Origin of the sequence: Flavobacterium sp. CBA20B-1, from assembly GCF_028473145.1 — a bacterium.
In the GTDB taxonomy this organism is placed as follows: Bacteria; Bacteroidota; Bacteroidia; order Flavobacteriales; family Flavobacteriaceae; genus Flavobacterium.
The window spans coordinates 1,325,419-1,348,481 of sequence record NZ_CP092370.1; the positions used below are offsets into that span (position 1 = coordinate 1,325,419).

Sequence of the window (23,063 nt, forward strand, 5' to 3'; positions counted from 1 at the left end):
CAAAGACGGATTTTGCTGGGCAGAAAATAGCGTTGTGAATTCCTTTCAAATTTTTTGTAGATTTACAGAACAGAATTACAACCTCATTTAAAACCCTTTAAAATCAAGGGTTTCAAGAGGGTAAACTACAACAAAAAAATCATAAAAAATGCTTGATTTCATTTCTGAATCAAGCATTTTTTTATTTCTGTTAGAACAATTCCAATTGCTGGGGCATTGCAGGTAAATCGGTTTCTTTTTTTGAAAAAAAGAGTTCCATTTGCCCAAATTGCTTGTCGGTAATGCATAAAATTCCCACTTTTCCTTCTGCCGGTAAACTTTTTTTCACGCGTTTTATGTGAACTTCTGCATTTTCTTTACTGGGACAATGCCGCAAATAAATCGAAAACTGAAACATATTGAATCCGTCGTCAAGCAACGATTTTCGAAATTTTGTTGCAACACTGCGTTGCTTTTTTGTTTCCGTTGGCAAATCAAAAAAAACTAAAACCCACATAATTCGGTATGCATTGTATCTACTAAAACTCATTTACATCATTGGATAGTGAATCACACGGCTTTCTCCCATAAAACATTTACAAAGCGAACTGGTAGTGATGCTTAAGGCAGTCATTAAGGGGCGTTGCAATCCATTTATAATTACATCTTTTGTTGCTAATTGCAACAAGTATGCTTTTGCTTCTTTGTCTAACACATGCGTAGCCTGCGGTTGCTGCATCCAATCAACTACCAACGCATCTACATACGGTCGATAAGGTTCCATCACATCATCTGCCAAACAATAGGCATTGTATTTATTTCTGTGAAAAATACCAATGGTTGGATGCAAGCCACTAGAAACCAATGCCCGAGCCACCATACTGCGCAAAACCGCATATCCAAAATTTAAAAAATTGTTGGGAGCGTCGCCTTTTCGTTCTCTGGTAAAATCATCAAACAATTGCTTCCAGTAGTATTGTGCGGCAATGCCTTCCATATTGGTGCTGTCGCCCGACTTTACTTCGTTCATATATTTTAGTAACGATTCATGTGCTATGTTCCGTTTACGCAACACTTCTTTTTGCTGAAAAATTTTTGCTTCAACGGTTTGTTTCCATAACTGTTTGCGTAAAGGTTCCGAACAATTGATTTGATGTTTTAATCGCTCCGAATGTTCTACGTGTCCGCTTATAGGAAGCATTAAACCCAATGGCAAATGACTTTCATCGCAACTAATGATGGCTACATTGTGTTGTTGCAGTAAAAGTATCACAGGGTGCGACAGGGTGATTTGCGGATGATCTAACACTAAAAAACCCATATCTTCTATTGGTACCGACCCTTTTAGCTCTTTGCTTTCGGGGTCAACAATTTGCAACTGGTTGTCTTTTAGTTTTAAATACGCCGGATTGCCTATGTAAATGGTTCGTTTGAGCATAATTAATATTCGCCGATTTTTGTGATTTCTCCTAAATGGTTTAATCTAACTTTTATTGGATTTAAAGAAAATAAAGACCTCAAACTTCTAATATTATAGAGTCTTTTACTTTCTTTTACTCCTTCCGTTTTCTTTAAGTCAGAATTTTTGGTTTCTAAATGATGTCTGAACCAATAATTATTTTCAGAAATACTCCAAACTAAATACAAATGTTTACTCAGTAATGGTTTATCATTATTTTTGATTGCTTCGTCAAATTCTTCTTGCGATAATCCCAAAATAAACATTTCATTCTGTTGCATACTAAACTTTAAATTGAGATGATCAGCAGGTAGTTTGTTTAAAAATGATTCTGGAAGTTCTTTGTTTAATAAATCATTCCAAACTTCTGATGTATTTTTGATAACCGCAGGAATTTTGTACTTTTTCCTCTCTACTGCGTGCCAAAAGGTACAACTGTGTTGGATAAGTTTTTGGTCTTTGTCTTCGTAGATGGCAATGTGATGATTATTCCCCATCACTACAAACCCGATTTCTTTGCCATTTTCATCTTTTTTTATGGCTTGTAAATTATTAGCATCAGGACGAGCAAATAAACGAACGGTTATGATTGGAATTTGTTTTTCTTCATTAAACCAAAGCGTATCTTTAAATGCTTCTTTTTCTTTATTATTAAATTGAGCTAATCTTTCTTTTACTAAAAACTTCACTTTATCATCAACAATATCATCAGCTTGATTGGCTTTTAAATTTTGTAATTTATACTTCAAAACTGTTGCATAGTTGTAACAAGATGCTTTTTCAAGAATGTCTGACTTTTCTTCATTCAAATAGATTGGGGTTTTCTTTAGACTAGATAAAGCCATTTTTGAACTATTTTCGTTTTCAGAAAGTATTGTTTCAACAAGATTTTTGATTTTTGGATGTACAATTTTATCTGAATTTTCGAATAAATATTTTAAAGGTTTATCTTTTTCAATCACTTTAATTTTGCCATAAACCGATTGTTCGTGCAAAGCTCCTCTCGGAACAATAACGCCTGTAATTTTATTTTTGCCCGTAGCTTTAAATTTTGTAATTGTAGCTACTTTTTTACCTGCTTTAAAAGAAATTAAAATTTTATCTGCTTCTTTTTCCACATATTTTGTATCGAATTTAATTGGTTTTTGAAGCCGCAAATAATCATCTAACTGTGATAATCTTTCTTTATGATTTTTCACAAGTTCATTATCTTGTTCTAATTCTTTTTCATTATAATTTTCACCTAAAAGTTGTTTTGCTTCTTTAATTTCCTTTTGCATTAAATCTTTAGTATCACCAGAATTAAGAGTATTAATTCGCTGAATGAACCCTTGTTTTGTACAAGCAACTACCAAAGCATCAATTGCGTGATGGCGATGGTCATCTCTTTTTGTCCAATTTTCAATTTCTTCTTTTTGGTGTTTCCTTTTTCCGTGTTCGCTTGTCCATTCTTTAGTCACCGTTTGTCCTAACTCTTTGTATTTAGGTATTTGTAGATTCATCAAAACATCGTCCCAACCCCAAAGATTACGAAGCTTTGCTGTAACTCCACCTTCGGTAGTTGTTACGTTATTGCATACTTTCTGCAAAATTTCACGTGCTTTTCTGGAGATATATTGGGTGTCTCTCAATTGTCTGTCGATGAAATTTTCCCAAAGTTTTTTATCGGTTTCGGTTTCTTTGCCTTGCTTTTTTCTTTCTAAGTATTCTTTATGCGAAACTTTCAACCTCTGCATTTTGCTGTAAGATATAATTCCTCTATTAAACCAATCATCCACTCTTTCAGCGTATATTCTTACTGCTTCATCGCCTTTTGTAGCAATATAATCATAAGCAGTTTGATTGGTTTTTGTGGAATTACATTTTCTATGAACCAAAACTTTATTGGTCTGCGAATCGTCAAATAACAATGCTTTTGGTACGATGTGATCTACATCAAAAGCATCACCACTCAAAGCTTCAGTAAGATTAAAATTTTCACCACAATAGATACATTGATTGTTGACTTTAGCCTCTTTCAGATTTTTACTTAGTGACGGGAAAATAAATTTATATTTCTGAATATACCGCTTCGTAGCAGGCAATCCCAACTCTGTCAATCTTTTCCCTATTTCTTCATTAAGTTTTTTGTTTTTCGAGTTTTGTAAATCTGCGTCATTTCGTTCGTCTTTGCTTTGTTTCAGCTCTCGCGCCAATTCCACTCTAATTTCAGAGGGCTTTCCATATTGTTCTATAATGGCATTAACTACGTTAATCATTTGATTTATAATCTTTTCGACAATCGGCTGTCTCAAGCTATTTTTGGGAAGAAGCTCTAATTTATCTAAAGTAACTTGTTGCTCCCTTTCATCTTTTGTCAAAGAATTTGAGTGATTGTAACCCGCCAAACTACAAGATTGAGAATAATCGTAACCTTCCATTAGAAAAGGAAGAATTTTCCGCATTGCTTTGTTGGATTTATTTCCAAAAGCTTGTTTGTTAAAATCAATTTTGGAAAGTTTCTCTGCAATTTCTTCCTCAAAACCAAATCGTTTAATTAAAGCATTTTTACATTCATCTAAATCCTTCAAAGAATAAATGGTATGCCACAATTGATATAATGGTTCTTTTTCTAAACTCCCATCTAATTCCAAACCTGCTCTTTCTTCCAAAATCTCACCAGTCTGTTTGTCAACTAAAATTGAAGTTTTTTCTGTTGGAATAATGGAAACATCAAAATTTAAAAGATCATTATCTCCTAAAATTTTATGAATACTCGCATAAGTTTCATTTCCTTTAATACCTTTTAAAATTTGTTTATTTACGTAAACATCATCTTTTTTGAGATCTAAAATTTCAAGAAGTTTTGTAAAACTTAAATTTTCATTTTTAAATAAATACTCTGCTATGAGTTCCTTTTCTTCTATGGTAGGTATCTTTTCACCCCATTTATATTTACTTCCTTCTGGATTTTTTATTTTCAAAGTAATGGTATTCACTACTTCCCAAATTCGGCAAAGTTGAAATAATGGCGAAGTTTTCGGAGCTACTTTTGGACCAACAAAAACAGTTTTATTTTTGTTTTTCTCTTTATCAAAAACAGTTTTCTCAAAGCCTTCAAATTCGCAGACACTCACCAATCCTTTTTGAGATTTAAGCTTTCTTTGATAATAAATAATTTCATTTCTTAATTGATGAATAATCTCATCTGTAAGAAAATCGTGTTTTCCTTTTTGAGCATTAATAATCGTATCAAATTCTTCTATATAGGCTTCTCTTGGATAGACTTCTTCTTTTATTCTGAAATATGAATTATTAAGATTGGCGTTATTCAACCCATCATAAAAAAATTGCCCTATGGTTTGATTTTTATCTTTCAATTGAGCATATCTTCCTTTTACAGCCTGAACATAATCTGTATCTTTTTTGTCTGCATTGGCTTCACTTCTTGCAGACTTGTATCCGCGTTTTTGGTTAAGCATATAAAAAATACGCCCCAATTGTTCAGCAGAAATATTTTCATTTGGATTTGCAGCATCATTTCTTAACTTCCATAAATCCATCATAGGAAGTTTCAGCAATTCTTCGGAGGGAAAAATATTATATTTGATAAGAAGTTTTTTTAAATCACTTTTTTTCAGTTGCTTCCTATCATAACCCTTTCTTTGAGTTCTACTAACAGTTCTGCTTTGATTTTTTGTGATTGACAAACCTCTTTGAAATTCTTCTTTATCACTGGTTGTTAAAGGAATAATCCGTGATCCCATTGCAATAATCCGAATTGGAACATTGTTTTCGTCAATTTCTATCAACGCCCACCCTATCGAGTTCGTTCCCAAATCTAATCCAAGTACCTTTTTCATCATAATCTTTTTGTGTATTTTATTAATTCCATAAATATATTAAGAAAAAAATTATTCATTTTACGGGTTTCCACATTGCGGAGATATTTTTTTATTATTATATTTGCTTATTGAAAGGAATTCACAATAAGGATTATTCCGTTGTGAAAACATTTAGCGCCTCGACTATCTTCGGGGCTTTTTTTATGCCCAAAAGTTTCGTGAATACCACTCATCAGTAAAAAATAATAAACAAAACATTCAAGGCGGGGCAACTCGCCTTTTTTCATTTTAAAAGATTTGGAATAACTAACCTAAAGTGTAGTGTGGTTATTTAATTTTTAAAAACATTTTCTTTATTTTATCCACATTGGTATTAAATTCTTGCACCCAACCGGTTTGGTAAATCAACAGCATAAAGACAAGAGCAAAAAAGCCGCAACGGGCTACAAAGGCGAACTTTCCTAAGAAATGGAAAGGTAAAAAATATGCTATCAGTAGTAAAACCAAACTACTTGCTATGGTTTTTATGTAATTGGCGTTTATGGGCAGCATTTTAAAGTGTTTGTAAATAAACGCCATTTTTAGCAGATTAAAAACGGTCATTGAAAAAAACGATGCCCACGCCACACCGATGATTCCGTAATTGGTCTGTGTTAAAACGTAATAGTTTAAGCCTACGTTTAAAACTGCTAAAATTAAAATCGCTATTAAATTAAAGCGGTAATATTTTGAATAGGCAATGATTTCGGTGTTAAATCCGGTTGCCATGTTCAGCACCACATTGCCACCCAAAATGTACAACACGGGCAAAACAGGGATTAATTGATTGGCCGTTGGCAGCAGCTCAAAAAAATCGTTCATGCCCAAAAGCACACAGCCGTACAGTAAAATACCTATAAAAAACAGGTTTTTGGAAACATCGGCATATTTGATTTTTAAAACCGATAAATCGTTTTTCTTTAATGCTTCGGAAATAAACGGACTGTACAATGCAAAAACGCCGGTTGCAGGAATCATGAGTGTATTTGCTAAATTTACGCCTAATTTAAAATCGCCATTGGCTGCGTTCGACAAAAACTCGGGAATCATTAAAGAATCTATTCGAAAAGCAAAAAACGATCCTAAACTTGCCGAAAAGGCGTACAAACTATATTGGTAATATTGCTTTTTGGGGATTTCTTGAAAAAGATCTTTATAGTTGAATGTACCTACGGGTTTAAAATATTTGAAGAGATAAAATCCTATTGCAAACAGCATGACAGCAAAAGAAGCGGTGTAAAAAATCAACCCTTTTGTTGCTGTAAAACCGAAATATAAAATCAAGGCAAAAGCAAACGGCAAACTGATTTTAGGGATGATTTTTTCATAAAAAGTTGGTACAGAAAGCTTTTGTAAATTGGTAGCTTGCCTTTTAAAGAGATCTACAAACGCTAAACAAATGGCAATTGCAAATCCGTAAATAAAATACTGCTTGTTTTCCAGCCAATTGAACCAATAAATCAATAACACGGATAGGGCACAGAAAAAAATCATTCCGATTATAGAAATCATGCTGTATGAAAACAATTTTCGTTGCAAGTATTCGTTTAATTTGGGTTGAAAATTCAGCAAGGCAGTCGATGCACCCAAAACCATAACAGGATATAAAACTTGTGCAAAACCATCAATAAAACCAATAATTCCCAGCAATTCCTTATCGTTTGGATATATAAACAATGTGGAAACCGTGCCAATGAGCACACCGAAATAATTGATCAGTGTGAACCATAAAGCTTGTTTGCTGGAGAAGCGATTGTTCATTGTAGTTTTTTTACAAATATAATCGTTAATCTTTAAATTGATTTTAATTACTTTTACGAATCTAAATTTTCAATTATGTACGAAAAAACCTATCCCAAAGAACGTTTTCAAATCACCATGGATTTTTTGAAGCAACATGTTTCAAAAGATGCCAAAATTTTAGATTTGGGTGTGGAAAATCCGCTGTCTGTGTTGATGAAGAAAGAAGGTTTTAAGGTGCAAAACACAACCGGAGAAGATTTGGATGACAACCAAGAAGCATTGCAACAAACAGATTATGACGTGCTAACGGCTTTTGAAATTTTTGAACATCTGTTGAATCCCTACACGGTTTTAAAAAGCTGCAAGGCGCAGAAAATTGTTATTACGGTTCCGTTGCGTTTGTGGTTTTCACCGGCTTATCGCAGTAAAACAGATCCGCGCGACCGCCATTACCACGAGTTTGAAGATTGGCAACTGGATTGGCTGATTGAAAAATGTGGCTATAAAATTACGGCTCGAAAAAAATGGGCACATGCGGTGAAAAAGATAGGTATTCGTCCGTTGTTGCGAAAGTTTACACCGCGTTATTACATGATTTTAGCAGAAAAAATTTAACATGAAGGTTTATTGTGTTATCCCAACATATAATGAAGAAGCTTTTATTGCCCAAACCTTGCAATCGCTAGTGCAGCAGACTGTTGTGCCCGATAAAATGGTGGTGGTAAACGATCATTCTACCGATAATACTTCTGAAATCATTGCCGATTTTGAAAAAAAATACGCAAATATTTCATCAGTCTTTAATGCCTCTGAAAACAAACATTTACCGGGAAGCAAAGTAGTTCGTGCATTTCAGAAAGGTTTTGAAACATTGGACGATTCCTTTGATATTATTGTGAAATTAGATGCCGATTTGATTCTTCCGCATAATTATTTTGAACGAATTATCGAAACATTTCGTCGAGATCCCCGAATTGGAATGGTGGGTGGTTTTGCCTATATCGAAAAAAACAACGAATGGGTTTTAGAAAGTTTAACCGATAAAGACCATATTCGTGGTGCTTTTAAAGCCTACCGCAAAGAGTGCTTTTTAGAAATTGGTGGTTTAAAACCTGCTATGGGTTGGGATACGGTTGATGAATTGCTGTGTCGTTTTTACAATTGGCAAATAATTACTTTAGCAGATTTAAAAGTGAAACACCTGAAACCAACTGGTGCCATTTACGATCAATCGGCACGATACAAACAAGGCGAAGCTTTTTACAGATTGGGTTACGGTTTTTGGATTACGGCGATTGCGGGCTTAAAACTGGCTTTGCGCAAACAAAAACCATTGCTTTTTATAGATTATTTAAAAGGATTTTTTAAAGCCAAAAGCAATAAAACTCCTTTGTTGGTTACAAAAGAACAAGCTGAATTCATTAGAAAATATCGCTGGAAAAAGATGAAAGAAAAGGTGTTTGGATAATCAAATAAAAAAAAAGGAAAACATGATGGTTTTCCTTTTCTTGATTTATAATTTTATTTCTGCTTTTAAATCTTCTTGCAACTGCTTTGTATAAGCAACATGTCCAACCTTATCAGTAATTTTTTTAATAAGAGGTAATATCTCTTTTCTGCTTTCGATTGATTCTTGCTCAAAGGCATTCATTTTTGCCAACAGCGTATTTGCTTCTTCAATGGATTTAAAATTTGTTTTCTTTATATTTTTTTCCAACCATTTATCCATTGATAAACCAGAAGTACTCATTTGCTTAAAATTATCCCTTCCAAGTTTATCTAAAAATTGTTTACGAACTTGTTCCGCGTCTTCTAATTTACCCGACAAAACCATATTTAGGTAATACTTTTTTATTTGTTGATATTCTTCGGTTTGATAGATGGCGTTTTCGCTTTTTTCTTGTGCCACACTCATAGTGCTTACTGCAAGCATCAATAGCACAATTATTTTTTTCATAATCATAAACGATTCTTTATTAAATAGTCTTTCTAATAGCTTTAAATTAAACATTTTAAAAATAAATTTTAAAAATAATTAACTTTTTTTTAACACAAACCTAATTATTTATCTCTGAATCTTCATTGTCAAAATCTAAAATGGCTACATCGTGTTTCAAACGCAAGGTGTAGTAAATATTTCGGTCTATAATGGGATAATCGTTTATATTTATTAGAATTTCCTCGCGTCTCTCTCCTCCAATATATTCGCTTGCGATGTTATTAAACTTGTTTACCCGAATAATTCCCCAGCCCCAATCTTTGTTTTCGTACGCAGGTGCCAGTTTATTTACAAACGGCAAGGTGGTGTTGTTTACACTATGGTTGCGATGGGCTCTTTTAATGGTTCCTTTTATAACCAGTTTTATACGTTGATGTTCGGTTACTTTTACACGTTCGTAGGCGATTAATTGAGGCGACACCAAATTGATAATAAAATCTGAAAATTCGTCTTGGTTTTTTAAATAAATACCTAATTGTGAGGAAATAACAAAGGAATAATACATAATGGGCAGAAAAGCAACCACTAAACGAACGTTCTTCCAAAAAGTTTCTTTATTGATAATCAACACAAAATAAAAAGCATACATAGCAAATCCCCAGCCAATCATACCTCTGGGCACCCATCGCGGTTCATAGACCACCATGTTTATACCGGCAACAAATGCAATTATACAAATGGCTAAAAACAACACAGCCAATAGTTTAAATGGCAAATATTTATTCCAGTGGGCTTTTATGTTCGTTGCTACATACATAATCGCTGCAACCGCCGTAAAAAAAAATAAAAAATAAAGAGTGTATTTATACGACGAATCAATTAAAGATGCTATCAGGTCTTTTAATCCGGCAAGGTGGTTTTCAAACACCATTCGCAAATTTTCATCTTTAAAAACAAATGCTCCTCTGCCGTCTTGCAGCATTTGCATATCGAGTAAATTCACCACAAGCTGGTATCCTGCAAAGCCTAAAATAAAAGCAAAAAAGGCTATGAAGCCACTTATAAGTGCGGTTTTAAAAAGGTTGTTCCATATATCTTTAATAAGGAAAAAACACAGAATGATGCAGTACGAAAGTGCTGTTGTTTGGTAAAAACCTAAACTCAGAAGAATACCAACTAGCGATATCAAGAAGAAGATTTTTTTGTTTTGGTAAAAAAGAAAGGGAACAGTGATGCACAAAAACGATAAACTGATGGGAATACAATCAAACCGATAAACTAAAATTTCTAATATAAACGGACAAGTTGTTAAAAGTAAACTTCCAATGAACAATTGTATTTTGTTGCGAACACCTATTGCATAGCAAAAGATAAAGCCCGAAAGCGATATAATCAATACACTTGCAATATTTGAAAACGGAAATAAACTAAAAACCACTGTTCGCTGAAAAGACAGTAAGTGCATAATGAACGAACTGCTAAACCTGCCGTCGTGTTCCCAATCGTAACCTTCAACCATACGGTTGAGGTCATCTACGTATAAGGTGTTGGTTAAAAGTATCGGCAAAATATAAAGTATAGAAACAGCCGCTACTAAAAAAATAAAAGTTTTGTTCTTTTTAATGGTTTTTAGAAAATCATCAAACTTTTTTATGAGAAAACTATTTTCAGGCGTCATTTATTGTTGTTTTTTAATTGATTTTTAAGAATGTATCGTGGGCGGCGTTTGGTTTCCAAATAAGTTCTTCCTAAATATTCTCCCAACACACCAATACCGATTAATTGCACACCTCCAAAAAACAGAACAGCCACCATTAGCGATGCATAACCCGACGCCGCAATTCCAAAAAACAATTTTTCTATAATGATTTTTAATCCATATAAAAAGGATATCAAAGCGATAAAAGTGCCGAAATAGGTCCACACCTTTAAAGGCAATGTAGAAAAAGATGTGATGCCATCTAAAGCCAAATTCCATAGCTTTCTGTAGTTGAATTTGGTGGTTCCTTTTAATCTTGCTGGGCGTGCGTAATGAATTGTGGTGGTTTTAAAACCTACCCAACTCATCAAACCTTTCATAAACAATTGATTTTCTTGCAATTGAACAATTTCTTGCACCACTTGTTGGGTCATTAATCTAAAATCACCTACATTTTCCTGTAGTTTTAATGCCGACATTTTATTGTTCAACTTGTAAAACCATTGAGCAGAAAAACGTTTAAAAAAGCTGTCTGTATCGCGGTTACTACGCTGTGCCAACACCACATCGGCGCCTTTTTCATAAGCGGAAAGCATATCTAAAATCAAATAAAACGGATCTTGTAAATCAACATCCATCGGCACTACCAAGTCCCCTTTTGCATGTTCCAATCCTGCGAAAAGTGCAGCTTCTTTTCCAAAATTACGAGAAAAAAACAAAGCTTCGCAATGGGGCGTGGTTTTGATTAATTCTGTTAAAATTTCTTCTGTTCCATCGGTACTGCCATCGTTCACAAACAAAACATTTGCGGAGTAATTACGGGCAAGCAATGACTTTCTAAACTTTAAAAACTCGTTTAAAAAAGCAGGTATATTCAGCTCTTCATTGTAAACAGGAACAATTATAGCGATTTTTTTCATAAGCTCTTATTAAAGCACGTTCAAAAATACGTTTTTTAAAATATATCTTTTAGTTTTAGCTCCGCAAAATACCATTTTATTTTAGTAATTTAGCAGATTAAAAATGTGTTATGATTAAAATGTTAAGCAACATTGGTAAGTACTTCATTATGTTGGGCGAAATCTTTCGGCGACCAACCAAATGGCGTCTTATGAAAAACTTGATCTTTAAAGAGATCGATGAGCTCATCATAGGCTCATTGGGTATTGTAGCTTTTTTGTCATTCTTTATTGGCGCAGTTGTTACCATACAAACTGCATTAAACTTAAACAACCCAATTATCCCTAAATATTTAATAGGATTTACAGCAAGACAATCTATTATTTTAGAGTTTTCGCCCACGTTTATCTCCATTATCATGGCCGGACGTATGGGTTCTTATATCACATCGAGTATCGGAACCATGCGTGTTACCGAACAAATAGATGCCTTGGAAGTAATGGGAATTAATCCTTTAAACTACTTGGTTTTCCCTAAATTAGTTGCTTCTATCACCTACCCTTTTGTGATTGCTTTAAGTATGTTTATTGGTATTTTGGGCGGGTATGTGGCAGGTTCTTTAGGCGGATATTTAGCTCCAGAAGAATTTATAAAAGGTTTGCAAGACGATTTTATACCTTTTCACATTGTATATGCCTTTATTAAAACGGCCGTATTTGGTTTTATATTGGCAACAGTTCCTTCTTTTTACGGATACTACATGGAAGGCGGCGCTTTGGAAGTTGGTAAAGCCTCAACCAAAGCATTCGTATGGACATCAATTGCCATTATTATTTGTAACTATGTGTTAACCCAAATGTTATTAACCTAATGATTGAAGTAAAAAACTTAAAAAAATCGTTCGACGAAAAAGAGGTTTTAAAAGGAATTACCACTACCTACGAACCCGGAAAAACCAATTTGATTATTGGACAATCAGGGTCGGGAAAAACGGTGATGCTAAAAACATTATTGGGTGTGCATTTGCCAGATAGCGGAACTATTTTTTTTGATGGCAGAGATTTTTCTAAATTGGATCCGAACGAAAAACGCACATTGAGAACCGAGATGGGAATGGTTTTTCAAGGCAGTGCTTTGTTTGATTCCATGACTGTGGAAGAAAATATTGGTTTTCCGCTAAAAATGTTTACCAACAAAACCAATGCAGAAATTCGCGACCGTGTGCAGGAAGTAATTGATCGCGTGAAACTGATTGATGCCAACACCAAAATGCCTTCTGAAATTTCGGGTGGTATGCAGAAACGTGTTGCCATTGCTCGTGCCATTGTAAACAATCCTAAATATCTGTTTTGCGATGAACCAAACTCAGGTTTAGACCCAAAAACATCGATTGTTATTGATGAATTAATTCAGGAAATTACCCACGAATACAATATTACAACCGTTATTAATACCCACGATATGAACTCGGTTCTGCAAATTGGGGAACATATTTGTTTTTTGAAAGATGGAAAATTAGTTTGGGAAGGAAACAGTACCGAAATCATGAAAACCGATAATGAAGACATCGTTGATTTTGTTTATTCATCTGAATTATTAAAAGAAATTCGTCGTTTTCATACGGGTAAAAAATAATCGGTATTTTTTGTTGATTTTTTGTTGGATTTAAATTGATAAAATATGTTTTCGTTTTTTAAAAGCGCAATAGAAAAAGACCTGATTCAATTGGGATTTGGCGAATTGGTTCGGCAATACAAACAAAAATTAAAGAACAAAGAATTTACCAAACAACAGTTTTATGCGGCTTTAAAAGAATTGCACAACAAGCACCAATCCAAACTTTCTAATATCAAGAATGTGAATGTGGCTACCCGGCAAACATTTGATGATGATGAAATTTTGGTTCCTTTAAATCTGCAAAATATTCAACAAGAATTTATAGATTATGACTATCTATACAGCACACTGCTTTTTGAATTTAATAACAACAATCGAATTCATACCAAAGCTTTACAGCAATTAGACAAATTATTGCACGAAAATTATCCCGATGCTGTTATTGAACCTACAGACAAAGAAAAAGTAAACCAACTTTCGTTAAAAGAGCTCATAAACGATGCTACTTTACCTTTTAGCCAAGCGCATAAAAATTATTTAAAAGCAGTTTTTCACCAACTCATGATGCACCATTCAACAATTTAATTGATAATAGATAGCACCTTATTATAATTACTTTTTGCAATTAATTTTTATCTAAATTGTTCCAATAATCTTTAAATTCTTTGAAAACAGTTGCTGGTAAATCTTCCGGATTAAAATCGGAGGTATCAAACATAGGTTCGTAATTGTTTTGTGCCGAACTTTCCATTCGGTAGAACTTATTTTTGTAGATCAACAGCAAAACTACACTCAACTGTTCATCCATATTTTCTTTTGGATGTTTAGAATAAACAAACAACACATCTGCTTGCCCGTCTTTATCGGCATCGAAAAAAGCTTTGCGGGCATTCCAAACCGATGTGATAATTCCCGCCTCGGCAACTATATCTTCGGCTACAACTTTCCATTCGTTATTCACCTTTTTAAACTGCTGTATGTACAACTCGTCTTGCAAACTCCCTCTTTCGTTTTTAGAAAACACATAATAGTTTTTTTCTTTTGGTGTAGCAATTTTTTCGACCTGCAAAACATGCGTACCCAAAAACGGAAAGCCCGATGCTTCAAAATGTTCTTTCTTAACAACAGTGTTTGTTATTTGAGAAAATCCTAAACTAAAACACAATAAGGTTAGTGCTAAAATAATTTTTTTCATTTGGAAATATGATGTATTTGAAATCTCGTTAAAAGAAAAAGCGAGAAACCTAAATGATTTCTCGCGATAACTACAAACAATAATTATTCTTCTTTTTCAATTCCCTAACATTTTTTTTGTAAAATATCTTTTTTTGAACAACAGCATTTGCCCAAACTGCCGTTCTATGATTTTATTTACATGACAAATTTACGCCGCTGCGCAATAAACGCTCGTAGAACGTTTCTATCAATTTATGTAGAATTTGTTCTACAACAATAAATTAGTATCTGCATGTTTGTGCCAAGATAACTTCTTCTAATGGTTTTTGAGTATTTTAAAAATATGGCGGAAACCAGCGATTGATTGGCTTTTACAAAGACCATAACTTTGAAATACAAACATTTAATTATTTATCATATGAAAAAATTAGTACTAAGTGCTGCAGTAGCTTTCTTTGTAACAGCGGCAGCATCAGCGCAAACAAATGTAGATTACTCTTCACAAACAGGAAGCGGAAATACAGGTACTACTACTCAAACAGGTAGTGCAAACTTTAATGAATTAACCCAAAACGGAAACGGAAACGGTTCTATTGTTTCACAGTCAGGCGAAGGAAACGAAGCTACAACTTCACAAACAGGTAACGGAAACCAAAGCGAAGCAAATCAATCTGGTGACTACAACTTTGCAAGTGTAATGCAAGATGGTACAACTAACGAAAGTGAATTGGTACAAGATGGTGACGACAACACAGCAATGGTTTCTTCAACAGGTACTAGCAACACTTCTTGGATCGATCAAGATGGCGATGACAACAGTGCTACTTTAACTCAGTGGGGCGAAGGAAACGCATCTACTTTGGCACAAGATGGTGATGCAAACACTGCTAGTATCACGCAATCTACCGGCACTCGTGTATCCGACTTCAACACTTCAACTGCTGAACAAGACGGTGACCGTAATGCTTTAACTGTTTTACAAGTAAACACTGGATACAACTCTTCTGAAACTTCACAAGATGGTGATGACAACTTTATCCGCGTGCGCCAAAACGGTGTGAGTAATGACGCAGAAGTTGCACAAGTGGGTAACGATAACTGGGCAGATACTTATCAAAGAGGTAGAGACAATGAAGTTTCTGTAAGTCAGGTAGGTAACGACAATTCTGCAAAAGAATACACCATTGGTAGTGACAACAGTACAGAAATTACACAGTTTTTTGGAAACAACAACTCTGCTGATGTAAACAGAAATGGAGACGACAACAGCGCAACCATTACACAAATGTTTGGAAGCAACAACATGGCAGATGTGGATCAATTTGGTGATGAAAACGAAGCAGACATCATGTCTATGGGCTCTTCAAACGAAGCAGTTGCATACCAAGATGGAAATATGAACATTGCTGGAATTACACAAGCAGGAAACAGCAACTGGGCAGATATCATGCAAGAAGGCGATTCTAATGATGCGATGGCTTTACAAACTGGAAGTAATAACAATGCAGAATTTGACCAAATTGGAAACAACAACGAAGGTTCTGCAATGCAAATTGGTAATGGAAACATGGTTGATTTAATGCAATCAGGCGATGGCAATATGTCTTCTAGCTTGCAAATGGGTTCTGCTCATTCAGCTACGATTTCGCAATCAGGTATGGATCACTTCCACCAAGGTACACAAATGGGTTCTGGAAACACACTTTCTATAACACAAAGCAACTAAACTATTTGATCACAATTTATATTGTTTAATTGTAAAAAACTGCTCATAATCAATTTCAAGTTCACTTAAAATTTATTATTGGGCAGTTTTCTTTTAAAAATCTATTAATCTTAACACCAATCCGTATGAAAAATAGACTGGCTGTATATTTTTCGCTTTTTGGATGTATCACATTAAGTGCACAGCAAACCCAACAATCCTCTATTTCTTCTGATATAAAAGAAATACAAAACCGGCAAATGTTTACTGAAAGCATGCTGCTAAACAGTATGAATCAAACCGTGGGTACACAAATCACCCAAATTGGCAACAACAATATTGCGCAACTAGAAACCCAGCAAATGCAGGTAAACCAAACAGGCGACCAACAATTGCTTTTTTATACCGAGACATCAAAACTACAACCTTCTAACATGAACATTCAAATGCAAGGTACCAACAATTACATGGAAATTTATGGTAACAACAGCATTATGGAAAACATGTCGGTGAAAGTTTCAGGAAACGACAGAAGTATCATTATAAGAAATTACCAATGAAAAAAATCTACCCTATTTTAGTTTTTATCTACTGCTTTGTTACTGCTTCTTATGCACAAGAATTCAGAGACAGCTTAATTGTGGCTAAAATAGATGTGGTGCAATCAGAAAACACTTTAACATTTAGACCAACGGTTCAAAACAATGGCAGTTATCATTATGAATTGGATTATTTGCTTTTGATAAAAAAAACCGATGCCAACAAAAATTTATCTGTAAATCAACAAAAAGGAAAGTTTACCTTAAAGCCCAACCAAATTGAAAGCTTATCATCAACAACTATTAATCAAACATCAAAACAAAAAATAACGGCTATTCTTTTTATCAGAGATGAAGTGGAAAACCGTTTAATTACAAAAGATTCGGTGCAGTTTATCACCAAAGAACTAATCCCAATAAAAGAAACCGCACTGATTGGTGTGCAAGGAATTGTGGTAGATGACTCTAAAACCAAAATTGGCAGAGATTACTACGATTTTTTCTATGCCGCTTATACGCAATATCCCACAAAATTTGATTTCATCATCAATATTTCCGAATTGCCTTACCGCGGTTTATCTAGTATTGTGCAAGTAAAAGTGGATCAAGACCTCATCATTGAATTTTTCACCAATCCCGATGAAGAATACCTAAAAGAACAAGTTGCTGCAACTTTTAAAAGATTGGTAGCTTATTCTAACAATCGGGGTAAGTTAAAAAACGAATTCACTTATTAAAATATAGTAAAAATGAAAAAATTAGTACCAACCATATTGCTTTTAATTGTTTGTGCTGTTAGCAACGCACAGCAATTGGTTTACACACCCGTAAACCCCAACTTTGGCGGAAATCCGCTTAATTACAATGGCTTGCTGGCTTCTGCCAACGCCCAAAACCAATTCGATGACAATAAAAATTCAAACAAAACAAGTTTATTAGATAGCTTTTCAGAAACTGTAAAACGGCAAATTTTATCGCAATTATCGCGCGGATTATTTGAAGAAAATGAAGATTTAGGAAGTTTAGAAGAGGGCACATTTGAAATTGGTGATTTAATTATTTCTATTGATGAAACCCGTACAGGCACCGTGATTAGAATTATTGACAACCAAACCGGAGAAGTTACCGAAATTATTTTATAAAAATTTGCCTTTACAGTTATGAAATTATCTACAAAAAATATACTGTTGCTGCTTTGCCTTGGTGGTCTTTTTCAGGCTTGTGGGGTATTTTTCTCGCCGCCCGCCGGTGTGGAATACCAATCGGTAATTGGTGAGGTTACAGCAACCGAAAAAGATTTTAAAAAACTACCCAAACCACAAGAACCAATTGTGGTGGGGGTTTACAAGTTTAGAGATCAAACCGGGCAGTATAAAGCATCGGCCACCGGAGCCAACTGGAGCACAGCTGTTCCGCAGGGTTTAACCACTATCCTCATAAAATCGTTAGAAGACAGCAAATGGTTTGCCCCAATTGAACGCGAAAACATTGGCAACCTTTTAAACGAACGCCAAATTATTAGAACCACCCGCCAGGAATATACCAACGGGCAAGCCAAAGAAACATTGGCCCCACTACTCTTTGCAGGCATTTTGCTAGAAGGCGGTGTGATTTCGTATGACACCAACATTTTAACAGGTGGTGCAGGTGCGCGGTATTTTGGTATAGGCGGATCTACCGAGTACCGCCAAGACCGTATCACGGTTTATTTGCGTGCGGTTTCAACCAATTCGGGTAAAATTCTAAAAACCATTTATACTTCTAAAACCATTCTTTCGCAATCGGTTAATGCCAGCATGTTTCGATATGTGGATACCGAGCGTTTAATGGAAGCAGAAGTGGGCGTTACCAACAACGAACCCGTGCAAATGGCTGTGAGCGAAGCCATAAACAAAGCCGTTTATTTATTGATTTTAGAAGGAATTAAAAACAATGTTTGGAACACCACCAACCAAGACAAATCGAAAGCAGATGCTTTGTTGGCAGAATATACCAAAGAAGTGGCAGAAAGCACTAAAAGAATACCAGGAAAAGGAGATTGGGACACCAACCGCCGTGCAAAATTTTCGATAGGCGCATCGGTTACGGCAAACTCTTTGCGGGGTGATTATGCACCATCTACTTCCCAGTTTGGTGCTAGCGGGAATTTTAAATATCTTTTTTCGGATCATTTTAGTTTAAACGCAGCTTATGGCTATCAAACCTTAAATTCAGACCGCTATTTCAAGGCGCAATTCACTTCTCTGGAACTTGATTTGGAATATTTAATGTTGCCTTTCAACAATTTTACACCTTACTTTTCTGCCGGTTTGGGTTCTTTTGAAAATATCACATCCAAGAAAGGGAAATTACAATTAAAATCCCAATTTGGCGCAGGTTTGGAATATATGGTTTCGCCATCGGTTGGTATTCGCGGCTTTGGAAAATACCATGTGGGCTTTACTGATGATTGGGACGAAGTAATTTCGGGCAAAAGAAACGATCATTTTTTACAATTTGGAATGGGCGTGCAGGTTTATCTTGGAAAATAACTATTAGCATTTAAAATATGAAATCTATCTACTACTACATAATTATCGCTTTTTCACTCGTCTTTGCAAGTTGTAGCGAAGATACCATCGATGGAAATGCACAAGCAACATTAACGGGAAGTGTTCGTTTAGAAGCCTCTAATGAACCTTTAAAGAATGTAAAAATATCCACAACACCCGCTTCTACAACGGTGTTTACGGATGAAGACGGAAACTTTGCTATTGAAGGAACTTTGCCAATGGGAACTTTCTCGGTTCGTGCAGAATTAAAAGGATATGTTACCGAATATCAATCGATTACAATTAGTGAATTTGAACAAAAAGTGCACCTTGTTTTTGAAATGGTGACCGATGAATCACTGAACAATCCTCCTACTGTTCCCGTGCTTGTATCGCCTAAAAATTTGGCTACCAATTTAACCAATAATGTGGAATTGGAATGGGAATGTTCGGATCCTGATTTGGATACGTTGACTTATAAATTGATTTTTACCAACAACCGAACCAACAACCGTGTTGAAATTCCGAATATAAGTACCAAAAAAATCACTATGACCCAATTAGATTTTGGAACAACTTATACCTGGCAAGTGGTGGCTTCAGACAGTATTAACAGCGATGTTTTCAGCGAGGCTTATCAATTTACCGTGCGAAAAAACCCAGAATACCGCTATCATTTTGTGCGAAAAAATTTAGGCAGTTTCTCTATATTTGCTACCGATTTGCAAGAAGAAATATCGATTACCGCTTGGAACAATGCTACTTGGAAACCCAGAAAAAACAATGTGGCAAACAAATTAGCTTATCTGCAAACCTATAACGGACAAACCCATTTATTTACAGCAGATTTAGACGGGCAAAACGAGCTGAAAATAAGTCAAACCCCTTTAAACGGTTTTAGAAGCGATCAATTATCTTTTGCATGGAAAGCCGATGGCAGCCAATTTATCTTTCCAAGTTTTGACAAACTGTATCAAGTGAACAGTAATGGCACTGGGCAAACCCAAATATATCAAACACCCAACGGACATTTTATTACAAAGTGTGCATGGAGCAACGATGGTTCAAAAATAGCTATTACTACCAACGATATAAATGGCTATCAGGCAAAAATAATAATCTTAGACAGCAATGGAAATGTGGTGCATACGGTTTTAGAAAACGTATCTGGTGCCATGGGCGGACTTGATTTTGATGTAACCGGCAATCAATTGCTTTATACACACGATGTTTCTGGAAACGAAGATTGGCAATACAAACAGCTTGACACGCGCATGTATATTTACAACATTACCAACAACACCCACACCGATATTTCAGCCGTGAGCTTTAAACCAATGGGGTCTGTTGATATTGACCCAATATTTTCACCAAATAGTTCGGAAATTATTTTCACGAATACCTCTAACGATATGATTTCGCAACGCAACATTTATAAAATTGATTTGAATGATAATGATGTGCGCACATTGATCATCGCAAATGCAGAAATGGCTGATTATGAATAAGGAAAAATGGAGATTACCATTCCCCATTTTTTCCATAAAAAAAAACCGCTACAAAGCGGTTTTTGTTTTTCTATAAAGCATATAAATTACACTTTATGGCCATTTTTACCATAGAGGCGGTGTTTTTCACACCCATTTTATGCAGTATTTTTCGTCGATGGGTTTCCACTGTGTGCAAACTCAAAAATAAATCTTCAGATATTTCGCGGGTGCTTTTGCCGTCGCAAATGTATCCTAAAATTTCTTTCTCTCGCGAAGTTAATTCTGCCAATAGCAAAACATCGTTGTTGTTGTCACTTGTTTTTTTTTCATTAATTAAACTCAAATTCTCTACCGAATGAAAGAAATAATCTACAATTAAATCCCAATATTCGCGAGAAAGTACTTTTTTACCGTTGATTACTTTGGTAAGATTTTCTACAAATTGATCGGGCTGAACATTATTATTTATAATTCCCATCACACCAATTTCAAATAGTAACTTCACATCGCTTATGTTGATATTTGATGTGATGATAAGCACCTTAAAATGGGCATTTAAAGACATTAATTGCAGTATTTGATTAAAATCTTTATTTGAAAACTTAGTTACATCATAAATAAGCAACTCGGTGGTTTTATCATTCTTTTTTAATTCGGTATAATTTGATAAAGGTAAACTGTCTTGATGATTGATAATTGCATTAGTAGCAATTTTAGTTTTTATTAAATTTTCTATTCCTTCTAAAAAAATAGGATTGTTAATAATTGTATAAACATGTAATTTTCCACTCATAACTTTCCGTTTTTAGTTGATTTTTAGTTGTTTACAAACCTTCAACATTACATACTTTTTTGAGTTATTATGCCGAAGCTTGTTCTTAAAAAAATTAAATTTCTTTTATCAAAAATGTTAAAATAAACTAAAAAAATCAAGGTAGAAATTACCTGAAATCAAAAAATAGGTAATATTACCTATTAGTGTATATTTAGTGAAGTGCCAATTCTTCAAGGGTTACAATTTGTTTTTGCAAAGCATATATAATTAAACCGGCTACATTACGCACACCTATTTTAGAAAAAATATTGGTCTTATGACCTTCCACCGTGCGTTGGGTAATAAAAAGCAGTTCGCCAATTTCTTTGGCCGTTTTTTGATGGCAAAGCAGTTTCACGATTTCAATTTCGCGCTCTGTAAGTGCATCCTCTGATTCAAGGCAAGGTTTTGAAACTTTGGGTGAAATTTGTTCGCGCAGAATTTCCATTTGGTCTTTGTTTAAATAAAAACCATTTTTGTGTACATGCTGAATAATTTCTGTTAATTCAAACGGGGATATTCCTTTTGGTAAAAATCCCGCCACTCCTTCTTTGGTCATAAAACCAATGGAATGATCTTGATAATGTGATGATACCACTACAACTTTTATATCGGGGCAATGCGTTTTCACATGTTTTAAAACTTCTAAACCATCAATAGTTTTCATTTTTAAATCGAGCAGCAATACATCAATCGCTGCAGGAGATTTTTCTAAAAAAGTAAACAATTCGTAGCCATCGGTTGTATCAAACACTACCTGCAAACGTGGATGTTGTTCAAAAAAACTTTTCAGTAAGGTTACAATTAAGTAATCATCATCTAATAATGCTAGTTTTATCTTCTCCATGGGTGACAAATAAAATAAATCGTGTTCCTTTTTCTTTAACGCTTTTGTATTTGTATTGGGCGTGTAGGTTTTCCGCTCTTGAATCTATATTTTTTAAGCCGATGCCTTTTCTGATACAATTGATATCAAAGCCCATACCGTTGTCTTTTACAAGCATTACCACGCAATAGTCTGTAATGCGAAGCATTAAATGGATATGTGTAGCTTTGGCATGCTTGTGAATGTTGTTAAGCAGTTCTTGCAAAATACGCACGGTTTGCAGTTTGATGGATTTATCTATCAATTTCTCCGTGCGCACATCGATGGTGTGCTTGATGTTGTACACATTTCTCCAACTTTTAAATACTGTGAGAAGGATATCGTCTAACGATTTTTCTTCATACAATGGGGGTAATAACTCGTGGGATATACGCCGTGATTCATCAATGGCTGTTCCCAGCAATTGATCTAATTCTTGCAAACGAGACCCCATAACAGCCTTTAAGCGAATGATGGTAAGCTTGCTGATGATGTTGTCGTGTAAATCGGCGGCGATACGCATACGTTCGTTTTCTTGTGCTTCTAAACTTACTTTTAAAAGTGAACGCTGGTATTCCATTTTTGCTTTTAGTTCTTCGTCTTTTGACCGAAGTACTCTCTTATATGATATGTAAAAAACCCCAATTAGTGTTCCTACCAGCAGTATCATTACCCCAATAATGATAACTACCCAAATAAGCAGCGTGTCTGAATTCTGCCATTTTTCCATAAAAAGTGCCCATT

Annotated in this window: 22 protein-coding genes; 11 read left to right on the forward strand and 11 right to left on the reverse strand. The window is 34.8% G+C overall.

What is annotated here, in order from left to right; all coding sequences use genetic code 11:
* Positions 1-190 precede the first annotated feature (190 nt).
* From cas2 to MG290_RS06670, 4 genes are all read right to left on the reverse strand, one after another.
* Positions 191-529: a CRISPR-associated endonuclease Cas2 gene (cas2, locus tag MG290_RS06655; RefSeq protein ID WP_257498118.1), complete on the reverse strand. Its 339-nt coding sequence runs from the start codon at positions 527-529 to the stop codon at positions 191-193.
* Positions 530-1,417, reverse strand: coding sequence for a type II CRISPR-associated endonuclease Cas1 (gene cas1 / locus MG290_RS06660; protein WP_264563042.1), 888 nt, complete (start codon positions 1,415-1,417; stop codon positions 530-532).
* A 2-nt stretch (positions 1,418-1,419) separates the two neighbouring features.
* Positions 1,420-5,280, reverse strand: a complete 3,861-nt coding sequence (gene cas9, locus MG290_RS06665; RefSeq protein WP_264563043.1) for a type II CRISPR RNA-guided endonuclease Cas9 — start codon at positions 5,278-5,280, stop codon at positions 1,420-1,422.
* A 309-nt stretch (positions 5,281-5,589) separates the two neighbouring features.
* Positions 5,590-7,062, reverse strand: coding sequence for a lipopolysaccharide biosynthesis protein (locus tag MG290_RS06670; protein WP_264563044.1), 1,473 nt, complete (start codon positions 7,060-7,062; stop codon positions 5,590-5,592).
* Positions 7,063-7,137: 75 nt separating this feature from the next.
* On the opposite strand from MG290_RS06670, the gene MG290_RS06675 reads away from it, so the two are divergent.
* Complete coding sequence (locus MG290_RS06675; RefSeq protein ID WP_264563045.1) at positions 7,138-7,659, forward strand: class I SAM-dependent methyltransferase; 522 nt, start codon at positions 7,138-7,140, stop codon at positions 7,657-7,659.
* A 1-nt stretch (position 7,660) separates the two neighbouring features.
* The gene (locus tag MG290_RS06680; RefSeq protein ID WP_264563046.1) at positions 7,661-8,512 is read left to right on the forward strand and encodes a glycosyltransferase family 2 protein; all 852 of its coding nucleotides are present in this window, start codon (positions 7,661-7,663) and stop codon (positions 8,510-8,512) included.
* Between the two features lie 45 nt (positions 8,513-8,557).
* Here the strand turns inward: MG290_RS06680 and MG290_RS06685 are convergent, their stop codons facing one another.
* The 3 genes from MG290_RS06685 to MG290_RS06695 all read right to left on the reverse strand — a co-directional run bounded on the left by MG290_RS06685 (position 8,558) and on the right by MG290_RS06695 (position 11,602).
* On the reverse strand, positions 8,558-9,001 hold the full coding sequence (locus MG290_RS06685) for a hypothetical protein (protein WP_264563047.1): 444 nt from the start codon (positions 8,999-9,001) through the stop codon (positions 8,558-8,560).
* A gap of 100 nt (positions 9,002-9,101) precedes the next feature.
* Entirely contained in the window at positions 9,102-10,661 is a 1,560-nt protein-coding gene (locus MG290_RS06690; protein WP_264563048.1) for a glucosyltransferase domain-containing protein, read from the reverse strand.
* Positions 10,658-11,602, reverse strand: coding sequence for a glycosyltransferase family 2 protein (locus MG290_RS06695; RefSeq protein WP_264563049.1), 945 nt, complete (start codon positions 11,600-11,602; stop codon positions 10,658-10,660). Before MG290_RS06695 ends, MG290_RS06690 begins: the two co-directional genes overlap by 4 nt.
* Positions 11,603-11,712: 110 nt before the next feature.
* Here MG290_RS06695 and MG290_RS06700 point away from each other — a divergent pair, with 110 nt between their 5' ends.
* The 3 genes from MG290_RS06700 to MG290_RS06710 are packed head-to-tail and all read left to right on the forward strand — an operon-like array spanning position 11,713 to position 13,784.
* Complete coding sequence (locus tag MG290_RS06700; RefSeq protein ID WP_264563050.1) at positions 11,713-12,453, forward strand: MlaE family ABC transporter permease; 741 nt, start codon at positions 11,713-11,715, stop codon at positions 12,451-12,453.
* Positions 12,453-13,217 (forward strand): ABC transporter ATP-binding protein, encoded by a 765-nt coding sequence (locus MG290_RS06705; RefSeq protein ID WP_264563051.1) that lies wholly within the window; start codon positions 12,453-12,455, stop codon positions 13,215-13,217. The genes MG290_RS06700 and MG290_RS06705 overlap by 1 nt, the downstream gene beginning before the upstream one ends.
* 45 nt (positions 13,218-13,262) lie before the next feature.
* Complete coding sequence (locus tag MG290_RS06710) at positions 13,263-13,784, forward strand: hypothetical protein (protein WP_264563052.1); 522 nt, start codon at positions 13,263-13,265, stop codon at positions 13,782-13,784.
* A gap of 40 nt (positions 13,785-13,824) precedes the next feature.
* Here MG290_RS06710 and MG290_RS06715 read toward each other — a convergent pair whose 3' ends face one another.
* Positions 13,825-14,394, reverse strand: coding sequence for a hypothetical protein (locus MG290_RS06715; RefSeq protein ID WP_264563053.1), 570 nt, complete (start codon positions 14,392-14,394; stop codon positions 13,825-13,827).
* Between the two features lie 399 nt (positions 14,395-14,793).
* On the opposite strand from MG290_RS06715, the gene MG290_RS06720 reads away from it, so the two are divergent.
* From MG290_RS06720 to MG290_RS06745, 6 genes are all read left to right on the forward strand, one after another.
* Entirely contained in the window at positions 14,794-16,101 is a 1,308-nt protein-coding gene (locus MG290_RS06720; RefSeq protein WP_264563054.1) for a hypothetical protein, read from the forward strand.
* A gap of 125 nt (positions 16,102-16,226) precedes the next feature.
* Positions 16,227-16,640, forward strand: coding sequence for a hypothetical protein (locus MG290_RS06725; protein WP_264563055.1), 414 nt, complete (start codon positions 16,227-16,229; stop codon positions 16,638-16,640).
* Entirely contained in the window at positions 16,637-17,356 is a 720-nt protein-coding gene (locus MG290_RS06730; protein WP_264563056.1) for a curli production assembly/transport protein CsgE, read from the forward strand. Before MG290_RS06725 ends, MG290_RS06730 begins: the two co-directional genes overlap by 4 nt.
* Before the next feature lie 12 nt (positions 17,357-17,368).
* Complete coding sequence (locus MG290_RS06735; protein WP_257498099.1) at positions 17,369-17,761, forward strand: curli assembly protein CsgF; 393 nt, start codon at positions 17,369-17,371, stop codon at positions 17,759-17,761.
* 18 nt (positions 17,762-17,779) lie between these two features.
* Positions 17,780-19,150, forward strand: a complete 1,371-nt coding sequence (locus tag MG290_RS06740) for a CsgG/HfaB family protein (protein ID WP_264563057.1) — start codon at positions 17,780-17,782, stop codon at positions 19,148-19,150.
* A gap of 17 nt (positions 19,151-19,167) precedes the next feature.
* Complete coding sequence (locus MG290_RS06745; RefSeq protein ID WP_264563058.1) at positions 19,168-20,658, forward strand: carboxypeptidase regulatory-like domain-containing protein; 1,491 nt, start codon at positions 19,168-19,170, stop codon at positions 20,656-20,658.
* Positions 20,659-20,728: 70 nt separating this feature from the next.
* Here MG290_RS06745 and MG290_RS06750 read toward each other — a convergent pair whose 3' ends face one another.
* From MG290_RS06750 to MG290_RS06760, 3 genes are all read right to left on the reverse strand, one after another.
* The gene (locus MG290_RS06750) at positions 20,729-21,433 is read right to left on the reverse strand and encodes a response regulator transcription factor (RefSeq protein WP_264563059.1); all 705 of its coding nucleotides are present in this window, start codon (positions 21,431-21,433) and stop codon (positions 20,729-20,731) included.
* Positions 21,434-21,626: 193 nt separating this feature from the next.
* Positions 21,627-22,301, reverse strand: coding sequence for a response regulator (locus tag MG290_RS06755; protein WP_264563060.1), 675 nt, complete (start codon positions 22,299-22,301; stop codon positions 21,627-21,629).
* Positions 22,270-23,049, reverse strand: a complete 780-nt coding sequence (locus MG290_RS06760; protein WP_264563061.1) for a sensor histidine kinase — start codon at positions 23,047-23,049, stop codon at positions 22,270-22,272. Before MG290_RS06760 ends, MG290_RS06755 begins: the two co-directional genes overlap by 32 nt.
* Positions 23,050-23,063: the final 14 nt, after the last annotated feature.